Raw genomic sequence first — 21,514 nt, 5'->3', positions numbered from 1 at the left:
GCCGTCCGGAACTCATCGCCCCATCCGCCCACGCCACAGTGACGTGCGTCACAACCACCATGCCACCGAAACGGCCACGGCCGCCCGCCCCCGTGGTGAACGGGGGCGGGCGGCCGTCGCTCGCGCGGGTGTGCCGTTCGGCCGGACCCGCCAGGGGCCGGGGAAGCGCGTGCCCCTGGCGGACCTTCTCAGCCGGCGTCGATCACAGCGCCGGGTACGCGTTCCGCATCAGCTGCTGGAACTGGGCGGAGAACCAGTGCCCCGACAGCGGCGCGTTGGGCAGGGCGCCGGACATGTTGTAGTTGTTGCGCGGGTTGCCCGTGTACGTCGGGTCGCACATGCGGTCGAAGCCCTTGCCCTCGTCGTTCGGGATCTGGGAGCTGGCCCCGTCGGACTCGCCCGGGGGCTTCATCCAGACGTAGGCGTCGATCCCCGGCGCGGGGGAGGCCTGCGGACGCTCGCCGAGACCGGCTCCCGCCTGGTTGCACCAGTTGCCGGTGTTGAGGCGGCGGTCGTAGCGCCCGCCGTCGACGTAGGTGTCGACGCTGGTCGTCGCGCCCGGTCCGGTGGGCCGGGCGGTGCCGCCCCAGCCGTTGCGGGAGGTGTCGATCAGCATGCCGACGTTCGAGTTGAAGCCGGCCGTGACGGCCTGGGCCCGGAACGCCTGGGCGAAGGACAGCTCGTCGACGTAGCGGTTCCAGTCGACCCACTTCGACTCGCGGACCGACTTGCCGGCCACGGTGTCGCCGATGGAGAAGTTGTTCTCCTTCAGGGCGCTGTAGTTCGCCGTGTTGGTGATGAAGCCGTGGACGTCGTTCACCGTGGCGCCCTCGGCGGTCGCCGCCTCCTTCATGATGGCGGCGGAGGGGGCGAAGTTGTCGTCCCAGCCGAGCCAGCCGTGGTGGCCGGCGTCGACGTAGTTGTAGACGTTGGGGACGTCGCCCAGCTTGTTGAGCGCGTAGCCGACACCCTTGACGTAGTTGCCGTTGGCCTTCATCACGTCGCACTGCGGCACCGCGGTCGGGCGGCTGCCGGTGTTGGTGACGAGGTTGGGCAGCGAGTCGATCTCGACCGTGGTGACGATGCGCAGGCCGGCGTACTTCGGGTCGGCGAGGATCGCCTTGATCGGGTCGATGTACTGCGTCTTGTACTTGTCGATCTCGTCGGCCTTGAGTTCGCCGTTGGAGGCGAGGGCCGAGCAGTCACGTCCGGGCAGGTTGTAGATCACCAGCTGGACGACGAGCTGGTCGGAGCCCTTCTGCCGCAGCGCCTCGTCGAGGTGGGCCCGCAGCCCCATCTTGCCGCCGGCACCCGCGATGGCGGCGGTGCGGTCCAGCCACACGCCCGTGGGCTGGTTGGCGATCCGGCTGCCGCCCGGCTCGGCGGCGGCGTTCCTGGACCACTCCGGGTTCACGTACACCTTGGCGCCGGCGTACGGGTTGTCCACCCGCGAGCCGGGGTTGCCCGGGCCGGGGTCGGTGGGGCCGGGATCGGTGGGGCCGCCGCCCCCGTCGTCGACGTTGCAGGTCACGCCGTTGAGTGTGAAGGTCGCCGGGGTGGCGTTGGTGCCGCTGTAGCTGGCGTTGAAGCCGAAGCTGACCGAACCGCCGGTCGGGAGGGAGCCGTTGTACGTCTCGTTGGCGGCCGTCACGGCGCTGCCGCTCTGGGAGATCTTCGCGTTCCAGCCGTTGCCCACCTGCTGGTTGCCCGCGTACGACCACTTCGCGGACCACGAGGACTTCGCGGCGCCGTTGTTGGTGATCGTCACCGCGGCCGTGAAGCCGGTGGACCACTGGTTCTGCACCTTGTAGTCGACGGTGCAGGGGATGGCCCGGGTGCCGGTGTCGTCCGGCACGGCGGCCACCGCGGCTCCGGCGGCGCCGGCGACCAGCGCCATCGCCGCGAGGAGTGCTGTTCTGGTACGGCTCATGAGTGCGGGTTTCCTCTTCCGTAGTGGGGTGTACGTGGAGGTTCCGTGGGGGGCCGTGCGTGGTGCCCGTCCGCCGAGGGAGCGCGGACGGTCGCGCGGCCCGACGCCCGGCGGCACGGGACTGCCGGCGCGGGCGGAGATCAGACCGGGCCGGGAGCGAGCCATGCGCTCCGGTTCCGGCACGGGCGAAAAGCGGATCGCCCTGGGGCCCGGTGGGCCGGGTCCCCGGCCGCGGACTCAGGTCGTACGCGTCCGCGGGCACGCCGGACGACCCTGTCGCCGGACGGCTCGGGCACGGGCGTCCCGTCACCGTCCGGCGAGGTGTGCCCGGCCGTGGCGACGAGTAAAAGACCTGAACGCGGGGGGTGGCGCATGAGCGACTCCTTGCAGATCGGGCGCGCCGTGACGGCCGCGTCGACTGATGGAACCGCTCCCACTGGTGCTGGTGAAGGTAGCGCCAAGTCACGGTAAAAGACAGGGGTGTTGCGTTATTGCCCACCACAAATCTTTTTGCCCCTCGTCGAATCTTTTCGACTCTTCAAGCACCTTGACCACCTGCACCCGCCTCCCCAATATGGGAGCGCTCCCACTGGTTCAAGGCTTGTTGTTGCTGCTCCGCCCCCACCTTCGTAAGAGCCGCACGGAAGGAACCAGAGCATGCACCCCAGACGCGGACGCCGTGGCACACGGCGCCTGTGGACGGCCGCGCTCGCGGCCCTAGCTCTTCCCCTGACGATGCTGGGCACGGGCACGTCCCCCGCCGCCGCGGCGGCCGTGGCCTGCAACGTCGACTACAAGACCAATGACTGGGGCTCGGGCTTCACCGCCGAGCTGACCATCACCAACCGCGGTACGGAAGCCATCAACGGCTGGACGCTGACGTACTCCTACGCGGGCAACCAGACGCTCACCGGCGGCTGGAGCGGCACCTGGTCGCAGTCCGGCAAGACGGTGACCGCGAAGAACGCGTCCTGGAACGGCACCATCGCCGTCGGGGCCGCGGTGAGCACCGGCGCGCAGTTCACCTACAGCGGCACGAACACCGCGCCGACCAGCTTCGCGATCAACGGCACCGCGTGTGTCGGCGCCCACCAGCCGCCGATCACCGTGCTGACCAGTCCGACCGCGGGCGCCACGTACTCGCAGGGCGACCCGGTGCCGATGGCGGCCACCGCGGCCGCCGCGGACAACGCGACCATCACCAAGGTGGAGTTCTACGACGACACCAAGCTGCTGGGCACGGACACGACGTCGCCGTACACCTTCTCGGCCACCGGTCTGTCCGTGGGCAGCCACTCGCTGGTCGCCAAGGCGTACGACAGCCTGGGCGCGTCGGCGGACTCCGCGCCGGTCGGCATCACCGTCGCCTCGGGCCCCGCGGTGGTGGTCTCGCCGACGCAACTGGGCGTGCAGCAGGGCAAGACGGGCACGTACGACGTGAAGCTCTCCACGCGGCCCTCGGGCAACGTGACGGTGACGACCGCGCGGGCCTCCGGCAACTCGGGTCTGTCGGTCACCGGTGGCGCGTCGCTGACCTTCACGCCGCAGAACTGGAACACGGCCCAGAAGGTGACCATCGCGGCCGACTCCTCCGGCACGGGTGCCGCGGTCTTCGAGTCGACGGCCACCGGCCACGCCAAGGCGGCGGTGACGGTGACGCAGCTGGCGGCGTCGAAGGTGTACGACGCCCGCTTCCTGGAGCTGTACGGCAAGATCACCAACCCGGCGAACGGCTACTTCTCCCCCGAGGGCATTCCGTACCACTCGGTGGAGACGCTGATCGTCGAGGCGCCGGACCACGGCCATGAGACCACCTCGGAGGCGTACAGCTACCTCCTGTGGCTCCAGGCCATGTACGGCAAGGTGACGGGCGACTGGTCCAAGTTCAACGGCGCCTGGGAGATCATGGAGAAGTACATGATCCCCACCAAGGCCGACCAGCCGACCAACTCCTTCTACCAGGCGAACAAGCCGGCTACGTACGCCCCCGAGCACGACACCCCCAATGAGTACCCGGCGCAGCTCAACACGTCGGTCTCGGTCGGCTCGGACCCGATCGCGGCGGAGCTGAAGAGCGCCTACAACACGGACGACATCTACGGCATGCACTGGTTGCAGGACGTGGACAACGTCTACGGCTACGGCAACTCGCCGGGCAAGTGCGAGGCCGGTCCGGCCGACACCGGCCCGTCGTACATCAACACCTTCCAGCGCGGTCCGCAGGAGTCGGTGTGGGAGACCATCCCGCAGCCCACCTGCGACCAGTTCAAGTACGGCGGCAGGAACGGCTACCTGGACCTGTTCACCCGTGACGCCTCCTACGCCAAGCAGTGGAAGTTCACCAACGCCCCCGACGCCGACGCGCGTGCCGTGCAGGCCGCGTACTGGGCGGACGTCTGGGCCAAGCAGCAGGGCAAGGGCGGCGAGGTCTCCGCGACCATCGGCAAGGCCGCGAAGATGGGCGACTACCTGCGCTACGCGATGTACGACAAGTACTTCAAGAAGGTCGGGAACTGCGTGGGTCCGACGACCTGCCCCGCGGGCACCGGCAAGGACTCCTCGTTCTACCTGCTCTCCTGGTACTACGCGTGGGGCGGGGCCACCGACACCAACGCCGGCTGGTCCTGGCGCATCGGCTCCAGCCACGCGCACGGCGGCTACCAGAACCCGCTCGCCGCGTACGCCCTCGCCAACTACGGCCCGCTGAAGCCCAAGTCGGCGACCGGGCAGGCGGACTGGGCCAAGTCCCTGGACCGGCAGATCGAGTTCTACCGCTGGCTGCAGTCCGACGAGGGAGCCATCGCGGGCGGCGCCACCAACAGCTGGGCGGGGCGGTACGCCACTCCCCCGGCCGGGACGCCGACCTTCTACGGCATGTACTACGACGAGAAGCCCGTGTACCACGACCCGCCGTCCAACCAGTGGTTCGGCTTCCAGACGTGGTCCATGGAGCGGGTCGCCGAGTACTACCAGCAGACCGGCAACGCCGCCGCGAAGGCGGTGCTCGACAAGTGGGTCGACTGGGCGCTGTCCAAGACCACGATCAACCCCGACGGGACGTACCGGATTCCCTCCACGCTCCAGTGGTCCGGCGCCCCGAACACCTGGAACCCCTCCAGCCCCGGCTCCAACAGCGGGCTGCACGTCACCGTCGCCGACTACACCGACGACGTGGGGGTGGCGGGCTCGTACGCCAAGACGCTGACGTACTACGCCGACCGCTCCGGTGACGCCGACGCGGCCCGGGTCGCCAAGGCGCTGCTCGACGGCATGTGGGAGCACTACCAGGACGGGCTGGGTCTGGCGGTGCCGGAGACCCGTGCGGACTACAACCGGTTCGACGACCGGGTGTACGTGCCGAGCGGGTGGACCGGGACCATGCCGAACGGTGACGCGATCAACTCGTCGTCGACGTTCGAGTCGATCCGGACGTTCTACGAGGACGACCCGGCCTGGTCGAAGATCGAGGCGTATCTGGCGGGTGGCGCCGCGCCGTCGTTCACGTACCACCGGTTCTGGGCTCAGGCGGACATCGCGCTGGCCATGGGTGCGTACGCGGAGCTCCTCGAATAAGTCCCCGCTGAGGCTCCGTGTGCAGGGTCCTGCGCTCCGGCGGGGGCAGGACCCGGGCCGGGCGGTCCCCACCCGCACAGGGGACCGCCCGGCCGTTCGCGCCCGTCCACCCCTCCCCCACATCCCCGGAGAGGACTTCACCGTGCGAAGAACCCGCATCCTCACCACCGTCCTGGCCCTCGCGGCCGGTCTCCTCGCGGGCTCCCCACCCGCGCTGGCCGCCGAGCGGGCCGGACAGGCGGAGCAGACCGCGCAGACCGCGCGGGCCGGTAACAAGGTGTCGATCGCCGCCGACACCTACACGTGGAAGAACGCCCGTATCGACGGTGGCGGGTTCGTCCCCGGCATCGTGTTCAACCGCAAGGAGAAGAACCTCGCGTACGCCCGCACGGACATCGGCGGGGCGTACCGCTGGGTGGAGTCGTCGAAGACCTGGACGCCGCTGCTGGACTCGGTCGGCTGGGACGACTGGGGGCACACGGGTGTCGTGAGCCTCGCCTCCGACCCGGTCGACCCGGACAAGGTGTACGTGGCGGCCGGTACGTACACCAACAGCTGGGACCCGGGCAACGGCGCGATCTACCGCTCGTCCGACCGGGGGGCGAGCTGGCAGAAGGCGAACCTGCCGTTCAAGCTGGGCGGGAACATGCCGGGGCGCGGGATGGGCGAGCGGCTCGCGGTGGACCCCCACAAGAACAGCGTGCTGTACCTGGGGGCGCCCAGCGGCAAGGGGCTGTGGCGGTCGACCGACTCGGGGGCCACCTGGTCGCAGGTGACCGACTTCCCGAACGTCGGCAACTACGTGGCCGACCCGTCCGACACCAGCGGGTACTCCAGCGACAACCAGGGCATCGTCTGGGTCACCTTCGACGAGTCGACCGGCACCACGGGCACCGCCACGAAGACGATCTACGTCGGAGTCGCCGACAAGGAGAACGCGGTCTACCGCTCGACGGACGCGGGCGCGACCTGGTCGCGGCTGGCCGGGCAGCCGACCGGCCAACTGGCCCACAAGGGCGTGCTGGACGCGGCCAACGGCTACCTCTACCTCGCGTACAGCGACACGGGCGGGCCCTACGACGGCGGCAAGGGCCGACTCTACCGGTACACGACGGCGACCGGGACGTGGACGGACATCAGCCCGGTGGCGGAGGCCGACACGCACTACGGCTTCAGCGGGCTCACGCTGGACCGCCAGAAGCCGGGCACGGTCATGGCGACGGCGTACAGCTCCTGGTGGCCGGACACGCAGATCTTCCGCTCCACGGACCGGGGCGCGACCTGGACGAAGGCGTGGGATTACAGCTCGTACCCGAACCGCGAGAACCGGTACACCATGGACGTCTCGTCCTCGCCGTGGCTGACGTGGGGCGCGAACCCGTCGCCGCCGGAACAGACGCCGAAGCTGGGCTGGATGACGGAGTCGCTGGAGATCGACCCGTTCGACTCGAACCGCATGATGTACGGGACGGGCGCGACGATCTACGGCACCGAGAACCTCACCAACTGGGACAGCGGCACCAAGTTCACCGTCAAGCCCATGGTGCGGGGCCTGGAGGAGACGGCCGTCAACGATCTCGCCTCTCCCCCGTCCGGGGCGCCGCTGCTCAGCGCGCTCGGTGACATCGGCGGCTTCCGGCACACGGATCTGACGAAGGTCCCGTCGATGATGTTCACCCAGCCGAACTTCACGACGACGACCAGCCTGGACTTCGCCGAGACCAACCCGGACACCGTCGTGCGGGTCGGCGACCTGGACTCGGGGCCGCACATCGCGTTCTCCACGGACAACGGCGCGAACTGGTTCGCGGGCACCGATCCGTCGGGGGTGAGCGGCGGCGGCACGGTCGCGGCCGGCGCGGACGGCAGCCGCTTCGTGTGGAGCCCGGCGGGCACCGGGGTGCGGTACACGACGGGCTTCGGGACGTCGTGGCAGGAGTCGAGCGGGATACCGTCCGGCGCGATCGTCGAGTCCGACCGGGTCGACCCGAAGACCTTCTACGGCTTCAAGTCCGGGAAGTTCTACGTCAGCACGGACGGCGGCGCGACCTTCACCGCGTCGAGCGCGAGCGGCCTGCCGAGCGGTGGCAATGTCCGCTTCAAGGCGCTGCCCGGCACGAAGGGCGATGTGTGGCTCGCCGGCGGGGAGACGGGCGGCGCGTACGGGCTGTGGCACTCCACCGACGGCGGCGCGACCTTCACCAAGCTGTCGAACGTCGGGCAGGCCGACACCATCGGTTTCGGCAAGGCGGCCGCGGGGGCCTCGTACCAGACGCTGTACACCAGCGCCAGGATCGGCGGGGTGCGCGGCATCTTCCGCTCGACGGACAAGGGCGCCACGTGGACCCGGATCAACGACGACGCCCATCAGTGGGGCTGGACCGGCGCGGCGATCACGGGTGACCCGCGGATCTACGGCCGGGTGTACATCTCCACCAACGGCCGCGGCGTCATCTACGGCGACACCTCCGACACGGGCGGCGGGACGGATCCCGATCCGGAACCGCAGCCGACGGGAGCCTGTGCCGTGACCTACAAGATCACCAATCAGTGGTCGGGCGGCTTCCAGGCCGATGTGCGGCTGGCCAACACGGGCACCGGCGCCTGGACGGGCTGGACCCTCACCTGGTCCTTCCCGAACGGCCAGAGCGTCTCGCAGCTGTGGAACGGGGCCCACACCCAGTCGGGCGCGGCGGTCTCGGTGAAGAACCTCGCCTGGAACGCGAACGTGGCGGCGGGGTCGTCGGTGAGCTTCGGCTTCACCGGAAGCTGGTCGGGGACGAACGGCAGACCGACCGCCTTCCGCCTCGGTGACCAGTCCTGCACGGTGACCTGACACCCGAGCGGGACGCGACGAGGGCGCGCGCCGTGACGGCGCGCGCCCTCATTCATTCACTGGTCATTCCTTCTCGTCATTCGTTCACTCGTCGTCGCGGTGCCGGATCCACCAGAGGAGCATCACGGTGGCGGCGACGAGCATGACGATCGCCGGTGCGGCGGTGACGACACGGGACAAGGTCATCGACGGACTTTCTCGGCCGCTGCCCGGGGAGTGACGGCGTGCTGAACGGGGCGGGCCGGACGATGATCCCGCCCGGGCCCGCCGACGTCAGCGGGACGGCCGAAAAATACATCCGTTCGTGTCTGTGTCGTCATACCGGTCAGGGCGCGTGGACCGCGGGCCGGGGTGCCGTGGGCATCCCGGCGCCGATGCAGAAGCTGGTGTGCGGGGGCTGGTTGTACACGGTGTTCTGCCAGGCCAGGCCCGTGCGGTACTGGGTGTCGTGGAGCAGCGTCGTGATCGGAGAGGGCGGAGGTGGCCTTGGTGCCGTTGTCGGAGGCGACCCCGGCGCCGGTCAGCAGGCGGGTGTCGGCGGAGGGGCCGTACGTGTCGATGCGGGTGCCGTCGAGGAGTTCGCGCACCGGGTCGCCGTCCCACCAGGAGAGGAAGTTGACGGAGGACGGCTTCCGGCCCTTCGCGGCGCCGGCCCGGTCGCGCGGGGAGGTGTCGGAGGCGGACCACATCTCTGGCCCGGGACTGCCCGCGTGGATGTCGGCGGCGACGCCCCTGCCGTTGTCGCAGCAGGCGGCGAGCCTGAAGCGGACCGCGCCGTTCGCGGGGTCGATGTACAGCGCGGCGGGCTGCGAGGCGGACTCGGAGACCTTGAAGTCCTCCAGGCCGGCGGTGGACGGGTCGAGGTCGCCGAGGTGCTGGGCGTCGCCGTGGCCCGTCCTGGTGGGTTCCGCTTCCTCAGTCGTCGCCGGTCGCACCGGAGTTGACGCCCCCCGGTCCGTATCTCGCGGCGAGTTCGGTGACCGTCCGGGCGATGCGGTCCCGCAGTTCGGCGGGCTCCAGGACCTCCACGGCGGTGCCGAGCCGCAGGAAGTCGTCGTGGGCCCGGTCGAGGGACTCGACGGGGACGGTGGCCCGGATCCAGCCGTCGCCGTCCAGGACGGCGCCCAGGCCGAGTTCGGCGGCGGGACCGGGGGCGCCCGCGAGGAACAGGGCCTCGGCCTCCTGGCCGGTGAGGCCCGTGAGCCGGGTGCGGTAGCCGTCGAGCAGGCGGTAGCCGCCGGCGTGGCCCGCGTCGCCGTACAGCGGGACACCGGCGGCGGCGAGCGCCTCCATGTCCCGGTAGACCGTGCGGACCGACACCTCCAGCTCCTCGGCGAGCCGGGCGGCGGTCATCCGGCCCCGGGTCTGGAGCAGCAGGAGGATCGAGACGAGACGGCTGGACTTCACTGACACAGGATGTCAGTGAAGCGGCCCTAGCGTCGCGTCATGTCCTTCAGCGAGAAACTGCTGACCGTGCCGCCGCCCATCGAGGTGGCGGGGCGGCACATCAAGCGCTACCACGTCACCGCGGACCCGGCCGGCATCGCGCCCGAGGTCGAGGAGGCCGCGTACGCGATCCTCCCCGAACTGCTGCCGGAACCGGACGGGACACCGCTGGCGTCCTTCGTCGTCCTGCACCGCGGCGGGGACGACGGGGCCTATCTCAACGCCTACAGCTGGGTGTGGGACAACGTCCTGCACTTCGGGGGCGCCGCCGCGGGCCAGCCCGTCCTCGGCTGCCCCGACCGCGACCCCACCCGCTTCGTCGCCTCCACGAGGCCGTGGATCGGCTGCGTGTGGGAGCTGCCGCCGGTCCTGCACGAACGCGACGCCTGGGTCCGGCACGTCCTCGCGCCCCGACTCCCCGACCTCGACGGCTACTTGGCCGATTCCCTGCCCGCCGGAACCACCGGAGACCGCATATGAGCAGCCCGCACGACTTCGACTTCTTCCACGGCGAGTGGGAGGTCCGCCACCGCCGCCGCACCGGCTTCCTCGACCCGGACAGCGCCTGGGAGGAGTTCCCGGCCACCAGCCGCTGTCTGCCCCTGTTCGACGGTGCGGCCAACATCGACGAGATCGACATGCCGCACCTCGGCTCGAAGGGGCTGACGCTGCGGCTGTTCGACCCGGAGACCCGGCAGTGGTCGCTGAACTGGTCGTCCAGCCGCAGCGGGCGGCTGTTCCCGCCGGTCGTCGGCCGGTTCGAGGGCGGCCGGGGCGAGTTCCACGGCGACGACACGCACGACGGCGAGGACGTGCGCGTGCGGTTCGTGTGGTCCGACGTGTCCGCGGCCGGCGCCCGCTGGGAGCAGGCGTTCTCGCTGGACGACGGGGCGACCTGGCTGACCAACTGGATCATGGAGTTCCGGCGGCCGGCGATCTCCTGACCGCCGGCCCCGGTCACCTCTTGCGGAACGCCCGCAGACAGAACTCGGGGTCGGGGCGGGGCCGGTCCTGGTCGGGGAGGGCCGCGAGGCGAACGGCGAAGTCGTCGGCGAGGGGGTCGCCCGGTGGCAGGGTGACGAACCAGCCGCGCCGCAGGTCCATGAGGGCGCGGCGAGGGCTGCGGCCCTGGCCGCGGCCGGGGAAGCGGGCCTCGCCCGCAGGGCGCAACCCGTGCTCGTCGGCGTGCTTCTCCACGGCCGCCGAGGTGTCCGTGGCCGGGCTGCGGGGGCGTGTGGCGAGGACGGCGTCGATGTCGCTGCCGACGTTGTGGGCGGCTCCCTTGTCGACGGTGGTGATGTAGACACCGCCCGGACGCAGCACGCGGGCGCACTCACCGACGACGGTCCGGACATCGTTCGGATCCGCGAGCAAATGGAGCAGCCACACGCTGGTGACGGCGTCGAACACGCCGTCGGCAAAGGGGAGTCGGCGGCTGTCGCCGAGGACGATCGCACCGGGCAGGCGCGCGGCGGCCCGGCGTGCCATGGCGGCGGTGAGGTCGACGCCCGTCACCCGCGTCCCGGGGCGGGCGGCGGCGAGCCGCCGGGTCACGATGCCGGTGCCGCAGCCGACGTCGAGCAGGCCGCGCGCGCCCTGGGGGACGAGGCCGAGCACGGCGTCGGCGGCGGCCTCGGCGCGCGGCTCGCCGCCGCGCAGCGCGTCGTAGTCGCCCGCCTCCTTGTCGTAGTCCAGCACCGGCTCAGCTCGCCCCGTGACCGGGGGCGAGCTCCTCCACCCGTCGGGCCAGTTCGAAGTCCTTCTCGGTGACGGCGCCGCCCGCGCTGTGCGTGTGCACGGTCAGCGAGACGGTGTTGTAGCCGAGGGTGAGGTCCGAGTGGTGGTCGAGCTCCTCCTGGGTGCGGGCGATGTGCACGACCATCGCGGTCGCCGCGAAGTGCGAGGCCAGCCGGTAGGTGCGGGTGATCCGGTCCCCGTCCAGCGACCAGCCCGGCAGTTCCACCAGCCGGTCCTCGATCTCCTTCTGCGACAAGGGTTCGACGGGCATGGCCCGCTCCTTCCGTGACGTCCCCTCCATGACGTGCGGTCCCTCTCAGCGTGCCACAGCCGGGCCGCCGCGCCCTGGTCAGAACCCGCGCGGCCGCCCGGCGGCGTACGCATTCGGCCGCGCGGAACAGCGCCCGGGGGCCGATGGGTCAGGGGCCGGCGTTCACCTGCGTACGTTCTCCGTCGCGAAGTCGTCCGCCAGGACGGTGATGTCGGCGCGGCCCTCGGTCGCGGCCAGCCAGTCGTGCGGGAGGCCGTGGTCCCCGTAGTGGGCGCCGAGGAGGTTGCCGCAGACGGAACCGGTGGAGTCGCTGTCGCCGGAGTGGTTGACGGCGAGGAGGAGGGCCTCGCTGACGCTGTGCGTGGCGAGGGCGCAGTAGACGCCCATGGCGAGGGCCTCCTCGGCGACCCAGCCCGCGCCGAGCGACTCGACCTTCTCCGCCGTGGGGGCGCCCTCTGCGGCGAGGTCGAGGGCGCGCTCCAGGGCCGTACTGGTCTCCTCGTGCCGGGGGTGGCGGGACAGCAGCCGCAGGGTGCGCAGGACGGCGCCCTCCAGCGACTCGTCGGCGAGCAGGTGGGCGACGATCGCGGCCAGCGCGCCGGCGGCGTAGGCGCCGGTGGGGTGCCCGTGCGTCATCCGGGCGGCGCGGGCGGCCATCCCGAACGCGGCCTCCGCCGGGACGCGCGCCAGCCCGAAGGGGGCCGAGCGCATGACGGTGCCGCAGCCCTTGGATTCCGGGTTGACGGGGCCTGGGCTCCCCAGCGGGGCGGCCGGATCGGGGTGGTGGACCTGCGCGAGGCCGGACAGACAGGCGTTGCCGGGCGCGCGGCGGGCGTACAGCCAGGGCAGCGCGGCCAGGCCCGAGGTCGCGCGCGGGCCGGGGCCGGGCCGCTGCTGGGTGTCCAGCCAGCGGCCGTACGCCTCCCGGACCAGCTGCGGCCAGGCCCCGTCGATGCCCTTGAGGCGGGCCCGCTCGTGCGCCTGCCGCAGCCCCTCGACGGTGAAGAGGGTCATCTGGGTGTCGTCACTGACCCGCCCGACCACTCCGTCCACGTCCGGGACGAGTCCGGTCACCCCCCGGCCGCCGTGCGTGGAGCGGATGACGGCCAGCGAGGCGAACTCCACCGGGTAGCCGAGCGCGTCCCCGACCGCCCCGCCCAGCAGGCACCCCCGCACCCGTGCCCGGTACACCGCCGTCGCCTCCCAGGACGGGTTCCACGGGTCGTACACGCACCACACCTCGATCGCCTCGGCTACGTTCTGACGTATGACCATTGTCCCGTCCGTCACCACGAGCCGCCCCGGCACCCCCGGCGACCGGGGCGTCGGCCCGCTGCTTCGCGCATGGCGAGAGCAACGGCGGGTCAGCCAACTGGAGTTGGCACTGCGGGCCGGTTCGTCGGCGCGGCACATCAGCTTCGTCGAGACGGGGCGCTCCCGGCCCAGCGAGGAGATGGTGCTGCGGCTCGCCGAGCACCTGGACGTCCCCGTGCGCGAGCGCAACGCGCTGCTGCTGGCCGCCGGTTACGCCCCGCGGTATCCGCAGACCCCGCTGGACGACCCGTCGATGGCGGCCCTCCGCGAGGGTGTGGAGCGCCTGATCCAGGGCTACGAGCCGTACCCGGCGCTGGTGCTCGACGCGACGTACCACGTGGTGGCCGCCAACCGGGGCATCGCGATGCTGCTGGACGGTGTCCCCGAGTCGCTGCTCGTGCCGCCGCTGAACGCGATGCGGCTGGTGCTGCACCCCGAGGGCCTGGCGCCCCGCATCCGCAACCTGCGGGCCTGGCGCCGTCATCTGCTGGAGCAGATGGAGCGTCAGATCGCCCTGCACCGCTCGGGGCCGCTGCGCGCGTTGTACGAGGAGGTCGCGGCGTATCCGCTGCCTCCCGGCAGGGCCGACGAGGAGGCCGAGGAGGAGCTGGGGGTCTCCTTCGCGCTGCCGATGCGGGTCGAGCACGCGGGCCGGGTGCTGTCCTTCATCTCGTCGATCTCCACGTTCAACACGCCCATGGACGTGACCGTGGCCGAGCTGGCCATCGAGACGTTCCTCCCGGCCGACCCGGCGACGGTCAAGTACCTTCAGTCCGTGGCGATGTGACGGCCATTCAGTCGCCGGTCGTGCGCAGGGCGGTGTACTGCGCCGCGGCGAAGCCGGCCACCGTCAGCGCCTGGAGCACCGTCCACACCGCACCCGCCGTGCTCGGCGTGAGCCACAGGGCGAGGGAGACGAGGCTGAGGAGGGCCCAGGCGAGGTTGGCCTCGATCACCGCCCGCACGGGCCACACCGGCGGACGCCCGCGCGCCGCAAGCAGGGCCACGGCCGCCGCGAACGCGGTGAGGAACGCGCCGAGCGCGACGAGGAGACCGGAGCCGACCCCGAGGAGCCGGCCGAGCGGCCCGGCGGCGACGAGGTAGGCGATCCCGTTCACCCCGGTCACGGCGGCGTCCGCGGCCAGGAAGCGGCGCAGCATGGTCCGGGGGTCGGTGGTCCGGGCGAGAACGGCGAGCGGGGTCGCGGACATGGGGCATCACCCTTCGTCGAGGTGGCGTCGGTCGGCTGGGAAGCGGGTCGGCCGAGGGCGGCCGCGCGGGCCGCCGGGGCCGGGCCCCGGGCCGGAGTGCGCCGGCCCGGAACCCGATGCCCTCACCTTGCCGCGCACGGGGCGCGGCGGTCGATTACCCCGGAGGTCATGACGGAGGCCATGGCAGGTCATGACGGGGGCCGTGACAGGTCATGACGGAGGTCACGCCGGGGGATCGTTGCTCACCCTTCGGGATCGTCCTTTACTCTTTGGGGTCGCCGTGGCTCGTTCCGCCATGCGCACCCGGACATGACAGACTGGAACGCGTACTTCGGCGCGTGGGGAGGCGTGGCGTGAGTGAGCGGCGGCCCGCGCCCACCGTCGGTCAGGTGGTGCTCGGCAGACGGCTCCAGGAGCTGCGCGAGGCAGCCGGCCTCAAGCGCGAGGAGGCCGCGCGCGTCCTGCGGGTCGCCCCGGCCACGGTACGGCGCATGGAGACCGCCGACGTCGCGTTGAAGATCCCTTACGTGCAGGTCCTGCTCACCACGTACGGCGTGGCCGAGCAGGACGTCGCCTCGTTCGTGAAGCTGGCCGAGGAGGCGAACAAGCCCGGCTGGTGGCAGCGGTACCACGATGTGCTGCCCGACTGGTTCAGCCTGTACGTGAGCCTGGAGGGCGCGGCGCACCTGATCCGGCAGTACGAACCGCACTTCGTGCCGGGGATGCTCCAGACCGAGGACTACGCCCGGGCCGTGATGGAGGCGGGGACCCTCGGCCAGACCGGCGCCGAGACCATCGAGCGGCATGTGTCGCTGCGCATGGCCCGGCAGAAGCTCCTCACCCGGGAGAGCCCGCCGCACCTGTGGGTGATCATGGACGAGACGGCGCTGAGACGGCCGGTGAGCACCGACGCGCGGGTGATGCGGGAGCAGATGGACCGGCTGCTGGAGATCACCGAGGAGGACCATGTGGTCCTGCAGGTCGCCGAGTTCGCCGCCGGGCCCCATCCGGGCACGTACGCCCCGTTCGCCCTCTTCCGCTTCGCGGAGCCCGAACTCCCCGACATGGTCTACACGGAGTACCTCACCGGCGCGCTGTACCTCGACTCCCGACACGAGGTCGCCCTCCACCTGGAGGTCCTCGACCACATGGCCGCCCACGCCGCCTCCGTGGACCGTACCCGCGACATCCTGCGGCGGTACCGCGACACGTACTGAGCCTGCCCGCCGGTGACATGGGCCCGGCGGCGGATCCCCGTCGGTCCTGTCCGGAACTGGTCGCACGAGCGGCGGGGGAACTCGCGGTCGGCGCGGACGCCGCCGCCCTGTACCTCCAACTGGCCACACTGGCCGCGCCCACGGACCGCGACGTACGACGGTGGAACGGCTGGTCGACCAAGCGGCACGCGCAGGTCCGGGAAGAACTCCTCGCCACCGGCGCGGTCGTCGCGGCCAAGCGGGCGCGCGTCGGCCGGACCCTGTTCCTGCCCGGGGAGTGGACCGAGCTGAAGGCCCCTCCTCTGCCCCTCGAAACCGTGAAGCTGCGCGCGTACGGGGTGCGCCCGCTGTGGGGCGACCAGATCGCCTCCCCCTTCGGCCGCATACTGCCGCCCGCCCCCCTGCACGAGATGTTCGCGGCGGCCTGGCACCGGGAAAGGGGCGGCGGCGCCCCGGAGCGGGTCGACACGGCCGGCGCCTGAGCGCCGCCGCGTCGTGGACGGGGCCCGCCGGCTCCGTCAGGTCGCGCCGCCCTTCGTGTTCTTCTCGTCGTCGACGATCTCCGCGTCCACGACGCCCTCCTCACCGGCGGGGTCGGGGGTGGCGCGGGGTTCGTCGGTCTGGGGGCCGGAGGCGTTCGCGTACATCGCCTGGCCCATGCGCTGGCTCACCGTGGCGAGCTTGTCGATGCCGGCCCGGAGGGCGGCCGTGTCCTCGGGGTGGTCGAGGAGCCCCTTCAGCTCGGTCACTGCGGCCTCGACCTCGCCGCGGACGTCGGCCGGCACCCGCTCCTGGTTGTCACGGAGGAACCGCTCGGTCTGGTAGACGAGTTGCTCCGCCTGGTTGCGGGTCTCGGCGGCGTCGCGCCGCTTGCGGTCCTCCTCGGCGTACTGCTCCGCCTCCCGCATCATGCGGTCGATGTCGTCCTTCGCCAGGGCCGAGCCCCCGGTGACCGTCATCTTCTGCTCCCGGCCGGTGGCCAGGTCCTTGGCGGAGACGTGCATGATCCCGTTGGCGTCGATGTCGAACGCCACCTCGATCTGCGGCACCCCGCGCGGCGCCGGCGGCAGCCCCGTCAGGTCGAAGACGCCCAGCTTCTTGTTGTACGCGGCGATCTCCCGCTCGCCCTGGTAGACCTGGATGCCGACCGAGGGCTGGTTGTCGACGGCCGTGGTGAAGATCTCCGAACGCCGGGTCGGGATCGTGGTGTTGCGCTCGATCAGCTTGGTCATGATGCCGCCCTTGGTCTCGATGCCCAGGGACAGCGGGGTGACGTCGAGCAGCAGGACGTCCTTCACGTCGCCGCGGATGACACCCGCCTGGAGCGCGGCGCCCACGGCCACCACCTCGTCCGGGTTCACGCCCTTGTGCGGCTCCTTCCCGGTGAGTTCCTTCACCAGATCGGTCACGGCGGGCATCCGCGTCGAGCCGCCGACGAGGATGACGTGGTCGATCGCCGAGAGCTTCACCCCGGCGTCCTTCACGGCCTGGTGGAACGGCGTCCTGCAGCGGTCGAGCAGATCGGCCGTCAGCTCCTGGAACTGGGCACGCGTCAGCCGCTCCTCCAGGTGCAGCGGCCCCTCGGAGGAGGCGGTGACGTACGGGAGGTTGATGGAGGTCTCGGAGGAGCTGGACAGCTCGATCTTGGCCTTCTCGGCGCCCTCCCGGAGCCGTTGCAGCGCCATCTTGTCCTTGCCGAGGTCGATGCCGTACTGGCCCTGGAACTTCTTGACGAGGTACTCGACGACCCGCTGGTCCCAGTCGTCGCCGCCGAGACGCGTGTCGCCGTTGGTGGCCTTGACCTCGATGACCCCGTCCCCGATCTCCAGCAGCGAGACGTCGAAGGTGCCGCCGCCGAGGTCGAAGACGAGGACGGTCTGCTCCTCGCCCCGGTCGAGGCCGTACGCGAGGGCCGCGGCCGTCGGCTCGTTGATGATCCGCAGGACCTTGAGGCCCGCGATCTCCCCCGCTTCCTTGGTGGCCTGCCGCTGGGAGTCGTCGAAGTACGCGGGGACGGTGATCACCGCGTCGGTGACGTCGTCGCCGAGGTACGACTCCGCGTCCCGCTTCAGCTTCTGCAGCACACGCGCGGACAGTTCCTGGGCCCGCAGACGGGTGCCGTCCACGGAGCCCTGTTCGGGGAAACGCCAGGCTCCGTCGCCCATGTGGCGTTTGACGGAGCGCGCGGTGCGCTCCACGTTCGTGACGGCCTGCCGCTTGGCGACCTCGCCCACGAGGACCTCGCCGTTCTTGGCGAAGGCCACCACGGAGGGAGTGGTCCGCTGGCCCTCCGCGTTCGCGACGACGGTCGGTTCACCGCCTTCCAGCACGGCCACCACCGAGTTCGTCGTCCCGAGATCGATCCCGACCGCACGCCCCATCGCCGTCCCCTTCCCGTGACCCCTACCACCAGCACAAAACTTGAGTGGCCTCTTGTCAATGGGGCGTGGGGGTTGCGGCTCGATGGGGCGCGCGGTCTCGGCCTAGGTACGTCTGCGCACGGCGTGCGCCAGGCGCAGGGCCCCGCTCACACCGCCGAAGAGCAGACGCCAGGACCACCGGTCGACCGCTGTGCGGACCGCGTTCGCCGTCACCACGGCGGTGTGCGAGACGGTGTTCTCCAGAAGCCTGCTGTCCTTCTCCCCTCGGAAGGTCTCCTCGGAGACCCGGCAGGCGCGGAGGAACTCGCCGACGGTCTCCGGGTCGACCGGCCGCCGGGAGTCGGGGTACCGCGCCCGGTAGTGCTTCAGGAAGTCCGCCGCGGCCAGGGCGCCACCCGCCTTCCGGTCCGCCTCCGCCTGCTCGGCCACGCAGGGCAGTTCCTCCGCCGCGATCAGCCGCTGGAGGGCGAGGGCCACCCACATCGACGTGAGCGGCAGGCTCGCCGGCGTGGGTGCCGCGTCGTCCGCCGTGAGGAAGGCCAGCTCGGCGGACTCCCCCTGGGGCCCGGCGGTGAACACCCCCCTCGGCGCCTCGGTCCCGGCGATCTCCCGCAGCCGCTCCCCCACGGGCACGCCCTCGTCCGCGAGCTGCTTCAGGCGCTGCGGGGACAGCAGCACGTGGACCAGCCATCCGGCGCCGTCCAGGCGGCCCCACATCCAGTCGTTGGCCCGCCAGGACCGCTTGAAGAAGGCCCCGAAGTGATGGAGCTGCAAACCGGTGAGCTTCTGTTCGGCTGTCTGGCGGTCGTCGAGCAGGCTGCGGGTGTCGGCGCTCATCTGGACCAGCTCCACGCGCTGCCGGGCGGCCGGCTCGTCAGGGAAGATCACCCGCTGGGCGGCGAGCAGATCGAACAGCCGCCGCGCGACGACGTCGGAGGGCGGCGGATCGGCCGGCCCGTCCCCGGGCCCGACACCGGTGCCGGCTTCGGAGCCGACCAGGTACGCCAGCAGAACCCTCCAGTCCGCGGCCGGGTCGCCGTCGCCCCGCGCGGGGCCGGGGAACCGCCGCAGCGTGTCGAGGACCGCGCCGACCATCGTCCGCCAGGCGTCCGCCAGGTCCGGCAGTTCCTCCGCGGTGGGCAGCTGTCCGGTGATCGCGTCGGCCCAGCCGGGGGCCTGGATCACGGCGCCCACCGGGTCGCCGTCCGCGGGGACGCGGCCCAGCACCGCCTCGACGACCGGCCGTACCTTCGCCCGGAGGTCCGGCGCCCTCCGCTTTGGCATCGCGGCGTGCACCTGTCCGACCTGTGCCTCGACGGCCGTACGGGTGTCGGGCGGCGCCTGCGCGCCGCTCTCCCGCAGCAGCCGCAGCACGGTGGCCTTGCCCGCGTCGAGCAGCGGCCGCCCGAAACGGGCCAGCGCGTCGAAGACGGCCGTGCCCTCCGGCAGGGCCTCCGGCGGCGGATCACCGCTTTCGACGACGGCCGCCGCCGCGGTCGTGAGCCGGTCCAGATCGGGGCCGAACCCGACCGGGCGGTCCGCGGGGCCGGCGCCGCAGGCGATCATCTGGGCCAGGGTCTCCTCGGCGACGGCCCGGGCCAGCACCCGGACATGCTTCGCGCGGTGTTCGCGGCGCAGGTCCTCGTCGCCGAGGTCGGCGCCCCGTACCGCCATCCGGGCCAGCCGGGTCTCCGCCCGCAGCCTGCTCCTGACCCGCTCGTTGTGGGCGGCCAGGGCGCTCAGCTCGGCGCTGATGCTCTGCGAGGTGACGACGCCGAAGACCTTCAGCAGCGTCGGCCCCAGCGGCGGTACGTGGTCGGGCACGGGCGGCGGGACGGCCCGTTCGGACGCGCCGCCGGCCGACGGGACGACGTAGGCCAGCACCCGGCGGACCTCCCGGGTCGCCGGGCGGTCGAAGACGGCTTGGAGGGCGGGCCCGATGGGCCGGTTGGCCAGCAGTCCCCCGTCGGCGCAGAACTGCGTCGCGGGCACCCGCACCATGTACGGGCCCATGTCGGGGCGCTGGTGCGTGGGTTCACCGGCGGGGATGTACGCCGGTTCGAAGGCCACGGGGTACGAGGCGCTGGAGCGGGCCGCGCGGGCCAGCGCCCGCAGCGTCCCGGGGCGTCCGAGGTCGTCGGCGGTGAACCGGAAGAGGCCCCGGTGGTCGCGGTCGTGGACCGTGCTGCCGTAGTCGTCCCGGAAGGGGTGCGGCATGCCGTCCAGGAGGGTGGTGGTGATGAAGACCCGCGTGGGATCGGGGTCGGCGTCGGTTCGGGGGTGCCCGGCGATCCCCTTCACCCGGTCGTCGCGCACGGTCTCCAGCCCCTTCTCCAGCCCGCGCAGCAGCCGTTCCTCGCCCTGGAGGAGGGAGGGGGGCCGCCGCTCGTCGAGGTCGCGCAGGAGGGTTCCGAGACCGCCTTCGTCCAGCCACAGCGACCGCAGTCCGCCCAGGTCGCAGCCGTGGACGGTGGCGAGGCCCAGCAGGGCCGCGTTGATGCCGCCGGCACTGGTGCCGGAGAGCACGTCGACGCTGACGTCGATCCGCAGCAGGTCGAGCAGCCGCTTGTAGCGGGCCCGCACGAGTCCGGGGAGATCGTCGGAGGCGTCGGCGCGCGCGGCGGTGGTCAGCAGGTTCAGTTCCCTCGCCACGCCGCCCATCCAGACGGCCAGGCTGAGGCCGCCGGTGAACGCGACGGCGAGTCTCAGCTCCGCGTCGGGCCCTGGCTGTGCGTCATCACTCATGCGCCCAATGTGCTCGCCCGCGGCGGCGCGCGCATCCGGGACGCCGACGGCCGGACCAACGCCCCGCGAGGCGGCTGGTCCGGCCGTGGTGTACCCGGGGGTCAGGCCAGCTTGGCCGACAGGGTGATCGGGACGGCCTTGAGGGCCTGGCTGACGGGGCAGTTCACCTTGGCGTTCTCGGCCGCCTCGACGAAGCCCGCCTCGTCGAGACCGGGCACCTCGCCCTCGACGGTGATGTGGACGCCGGTGATGCCCTCACCCGGCTGGAACGTCACGTCGGCGGAGGTGACGAGCTTGGTGGGCGGCGTGCCGGCGCCGGCGAGGGCGTGCGAGAACGCCATCGAGAAGCAGCTGGAGTGCGCGGCGGCGATCAGCTCCTCGGGGCTGGTCTTGCCGTTCGCCTCCTGCGTGCGAGCGGCCCACGTCACCGGCTGCTCGGCGATGGCGCCGGACGAGTCGAAGGTGACGACACCGTTGCCCTCGAGCAGGTTGCCTTCCCATACGGTGTGTGCGGAGCGCGTGGTAGCCACGGTTCTTCCTTTCACGTGGGTCCCGTTCCAACGGGGTCGGACCCATCCGATCACACCGAGCCGCCCCGGACCCAGCCGACGGGACGGTCTCCCGCCGACTCGCCCTGTGTGCGCGCCACTTCGCCGGACGGCCCACCGCCTGGCGGGCGCACGCGGGGGCGCCCACGGGGGGGACCGCGGACGGGGGAACGCGGACGGCTCCAGGTCGTCTCCGCAAAGCCACCTAGGTGTTCTGTCTCGGGAGGTTGTGGACGAGTGAGCCAGGTCTCGGCTGGGGGATCTTGAACAGGTGAGGGCCTTCCGGTTCGGTGTGGATTGCGACG

General features: G+C 71.8%; 15 protein-coding genes and 2 pseudogenes. 7 read left to right on the top strand and 10 right to left on the bottom strand.

Annotated features, from left to right (window positions below; all coding sequences use genetic code 11):
- Positions 1–202 precede the first annotated feature (202 nt).
- Complete coding sequence (locus ACZ4Z2_RS25510; RefSeq protein ID WP_468078972.1) at positions 203–1,930, bottom strand: glycoside hydrolase family 6 protein; 1,728 nt, start codon at positions 1,928–1,930, stop codon at positions 203–205.
- Between the two features lie 657 nt (positions 1,931–2,587).
- Here ACZ4Z2_RS25510 and ACZ4Z2_RS25505 point away from each other — a divergent pair.
- Both ACZ4Z2_RS25505 and ACZ4Z2_RS25500 read left to right on the top strand, forming a co-directional pair.
- Positions 2,588–5,503 (top strand): glycoside hydrolase family 48 protein, encoded by a 2,916-nt coding sequence (locus ACZ4Z2_RS25505; protein WP_468078971.1) that lies wholly within the window; start codon positions 2,588–2,590, stop codon positions 5,501–5,503.
- Between the two features lie 142 nt (positions 5,504–5,645).
- Complete coding sequence (locus ACZ4Z2_RS25500; protein WP_468078970.1) at positions 5,646–8,339, top strand: cellulose binding domain-containing protein; 2,694 nt, start codon at positions 5,646–5,648, stop codon at positions 8,337–8,339.
- Positions 8,340–8,664: 325 nt separating this feature from the next.
- On the opposite strand, the pseudogene ACZ4Z2_RS25495 reads toward ACZ4Z2_RS25500, so the two are convergent.
- Together ACZ4Z2_RS25495 and ACZ4Z2_RS25490 are read right to left on the bottom strand one after the other, a co-directional pair.
- Positions 8,665–9,241, bottom strand: a pseudogene (locus tag ACZ4Z2_RS25495) (rhamnogalacturonan lyase family protein); the annotation flags it as partial.
- A 61-nt stretch (positions 9,242–9,302) separates the two neighbouring features.
- Positions 9,303–9,746: pseudogene (locus tag ACZ4Z2_RS25490) on the bottom strand (helix-turn-helix transcriptional regulator); the annotation flags it as partial.
- A 39-nt stretch (positions 9,747–9,785) separates the two neighbouring features.
- On the opposite strand from ACZ4Z2_RS25490, the gene ACZ4Z2_RS25485 reads away from it, so the two are divergent.
- A complete protein-coding gene (locus ACZ4Z2_RS25485; RefSeq protein ID WP_468078969.1) occupies positions 9,786–10,265 on the top strand; it encodes a hypothetical protein in 480 nt (159 codons plus the stop codon).
- The gene (locus ACZ4Z2_RS25480; protein ID WP_468078968.1) at positions 10,262–10,729 is read left to right on the top strand and encodes a hypothetical protein; all 468 of its coding nucleotides are present in this window, start codon (positions 10,262–10,264) and stop codon (positions 10,727–10,729) included. The genes ACZ4Z2_RS25485 and ACZ4Z2_RS25480 overlap by 4 nt, the downstream gene beginning before the upstream one ends.
- A 13-nt stretch (positions 10,730–10,742) precedes the next feature.
- Here the strand turns inward: ACZ4Z2_RS25480 and ACZ4Z2_RS25475 are convergent, their stop codons facing one another.
- From ACZ4Z2_RS25475 to ACZ4Z2_RS25465, 3 genes are all read right to left on the bottom strand, one after another.
- A complete protein-coding gene (locus ACZ4Z2_RS25475; protein WP_468078967.1) occupies positions 10,743–11,483 on the bottom strand; it encodes a class I SAM-dependent methyltransferase in 741 nt (246 codons plus the stop codon).
- A 4-nt stretch (positions 11,484–11,487) separates the two neighbouring features.
- The gene (locus ACZ4Z2_RS25470; RefSeq protein WP_468078966.1) at positions 11,488–11,793 is read right to left on the bottom strand and encodes a 4a-hydroxytetrahydrobiopterin dehydratase; all 306 of its coding nucleotides are present in this window, start codon (positions 11,791–11,793) and stop codon (positions 11,488–11,490) included.
- 162 nt (positions 11,794–11,955) lie between these two features.
- Positions 11,956–13,068, bottom strand: coding sequence for an ADP-ribosylglycohydrolase family protein (locus tag ACZ4Z2_RS25465; protein ID WP_468078965.1), 1,113 nt, complete (start codon positions 13,066–13,068; stop codon positions 11,956–11,958).
- Between ACZ4Z2_RS25465 and ACZ4Z2_RS25460 the strand changes: the two genes are divergently transcribed.
- Positions 13,061–13,894, top strand: a complete 834-nt coding sequence (locus tag ACZ4Z2_RS25460) for a helix-turn-helix domain-containing protein (RefSeq protein WP_468078964.1) — start codon at positions 13,061–13,063, stop codon at positions 13,892–13,894. The genes ACZ4Z2_RS25465 and ACZ4Z2_RS25460 overlap by 8 nt on opposite strands.
- Positions 13,895–13,901: 7 nt before the next feature.
- Here the strand turns inward: ACZ4Z2_RS25460 and ACZ4Z2_RS25455 are convergent, their stop codons facing one another.
- The gene (locus tag ACZ4Z2_RS25455; RefSeq protein WP_468078963.1) at positions 13,902–14,318 is read right to left on the bottom strand and encodes a hypothetical protein; all 417 of its coding nucleotides are present in this window, start codon (positions 14,316–14,318) and stop codon (positions 13,902–13,904) included.
- A 353-nt stretch (positions 14,319–14,671) separates the two neighbouring features.
- On the opposite strand from ACZ4Z2_RS25455, the gene ACZ4Z2_RS25450 reads away from it, so the two are divergent.
- Together ACZ4Z2_RS25450 and ACZ4Z2_RS25445 are read left to right on the top strand one after the other, a co-directional pair.
- The gene (locus tag ACZ4Z2_RS25450) at positions 14,672–15,535 is read left to right on the top strand and encodes a helix-turn-helix domain-containing protein (RefSeq protein ID WP_468078962.1); all 864 of its coding nucleotides are present in this window, start codon (positions 14,672–14,674) and stop codon (positions 15,533–15,535) included.
- 17 nt (positions 15,536–15,552) lie between these two features.
- Entirely contained in the window at positions 15,553–16,017 is a 465-nt protein-coding gene (locus ACZ4Z2_RS25445) for a hypothetical protein (RefSeq protein ID WP_468078961.1), read from the top strand.
- 36 nt (positions 16,018–16,053) lie between these two features.
- On the opposite strand, the gene dnaK is transcribed toward ACZ4Z2_RS25445, so the two are convergent.
- The 3 genes from dnaK to ACZ4Z2_RS25430 form a co-directional block, all read right to left on the bottom strand.
- Positions 16,054–17,916: a molecular chaperone DnaK gene (gene dnaK / locus ACZ4Z2_RS25440; protein ID WP_468078960.1), complete on the bottom strand. Its 1,863-nt coding sequence runs from the start codon at positions 17,914–17,916 to the stop codon at positions 16,054–16,056.
- Between the two features lie 102 nt (positions 17,917–18,018).
- Positions 18,019–20,661: a patatin-like protein gene (locus tag ACZ4Z2_RS25435; RefSeq protein ID WP_468078959.1), complete on the bottom strand. Its 2,643-nt coding sequence runs from the start codon at positions 20,659–20,661 to the stop codon at positions 18,019–18,021.
- Positions 20,662–20,762: 101 nt separating this feature from the next.
- Positions 20,763–21,191, bottom strand: a complete 429-nt coding sequence (locus ACZ4Z2_RS25430) for an OsmC family protein (RefSeq protein ID WP_468078958.1) — start codon at positions 21,189–21,191, stop codon at positions 20,763–20,765.
- Positions 21,192–21,514 lie beyond the last annotated feature (323 nt).

Source organism: Streptomyces sp. NPDC030183 (assembly GCF_055573455.1).
The sequence above is the reverse complement of the archived record's forward strand: the minus strand, read 5'-3'. Positions and strand labels throughout refer to the sequence as shown.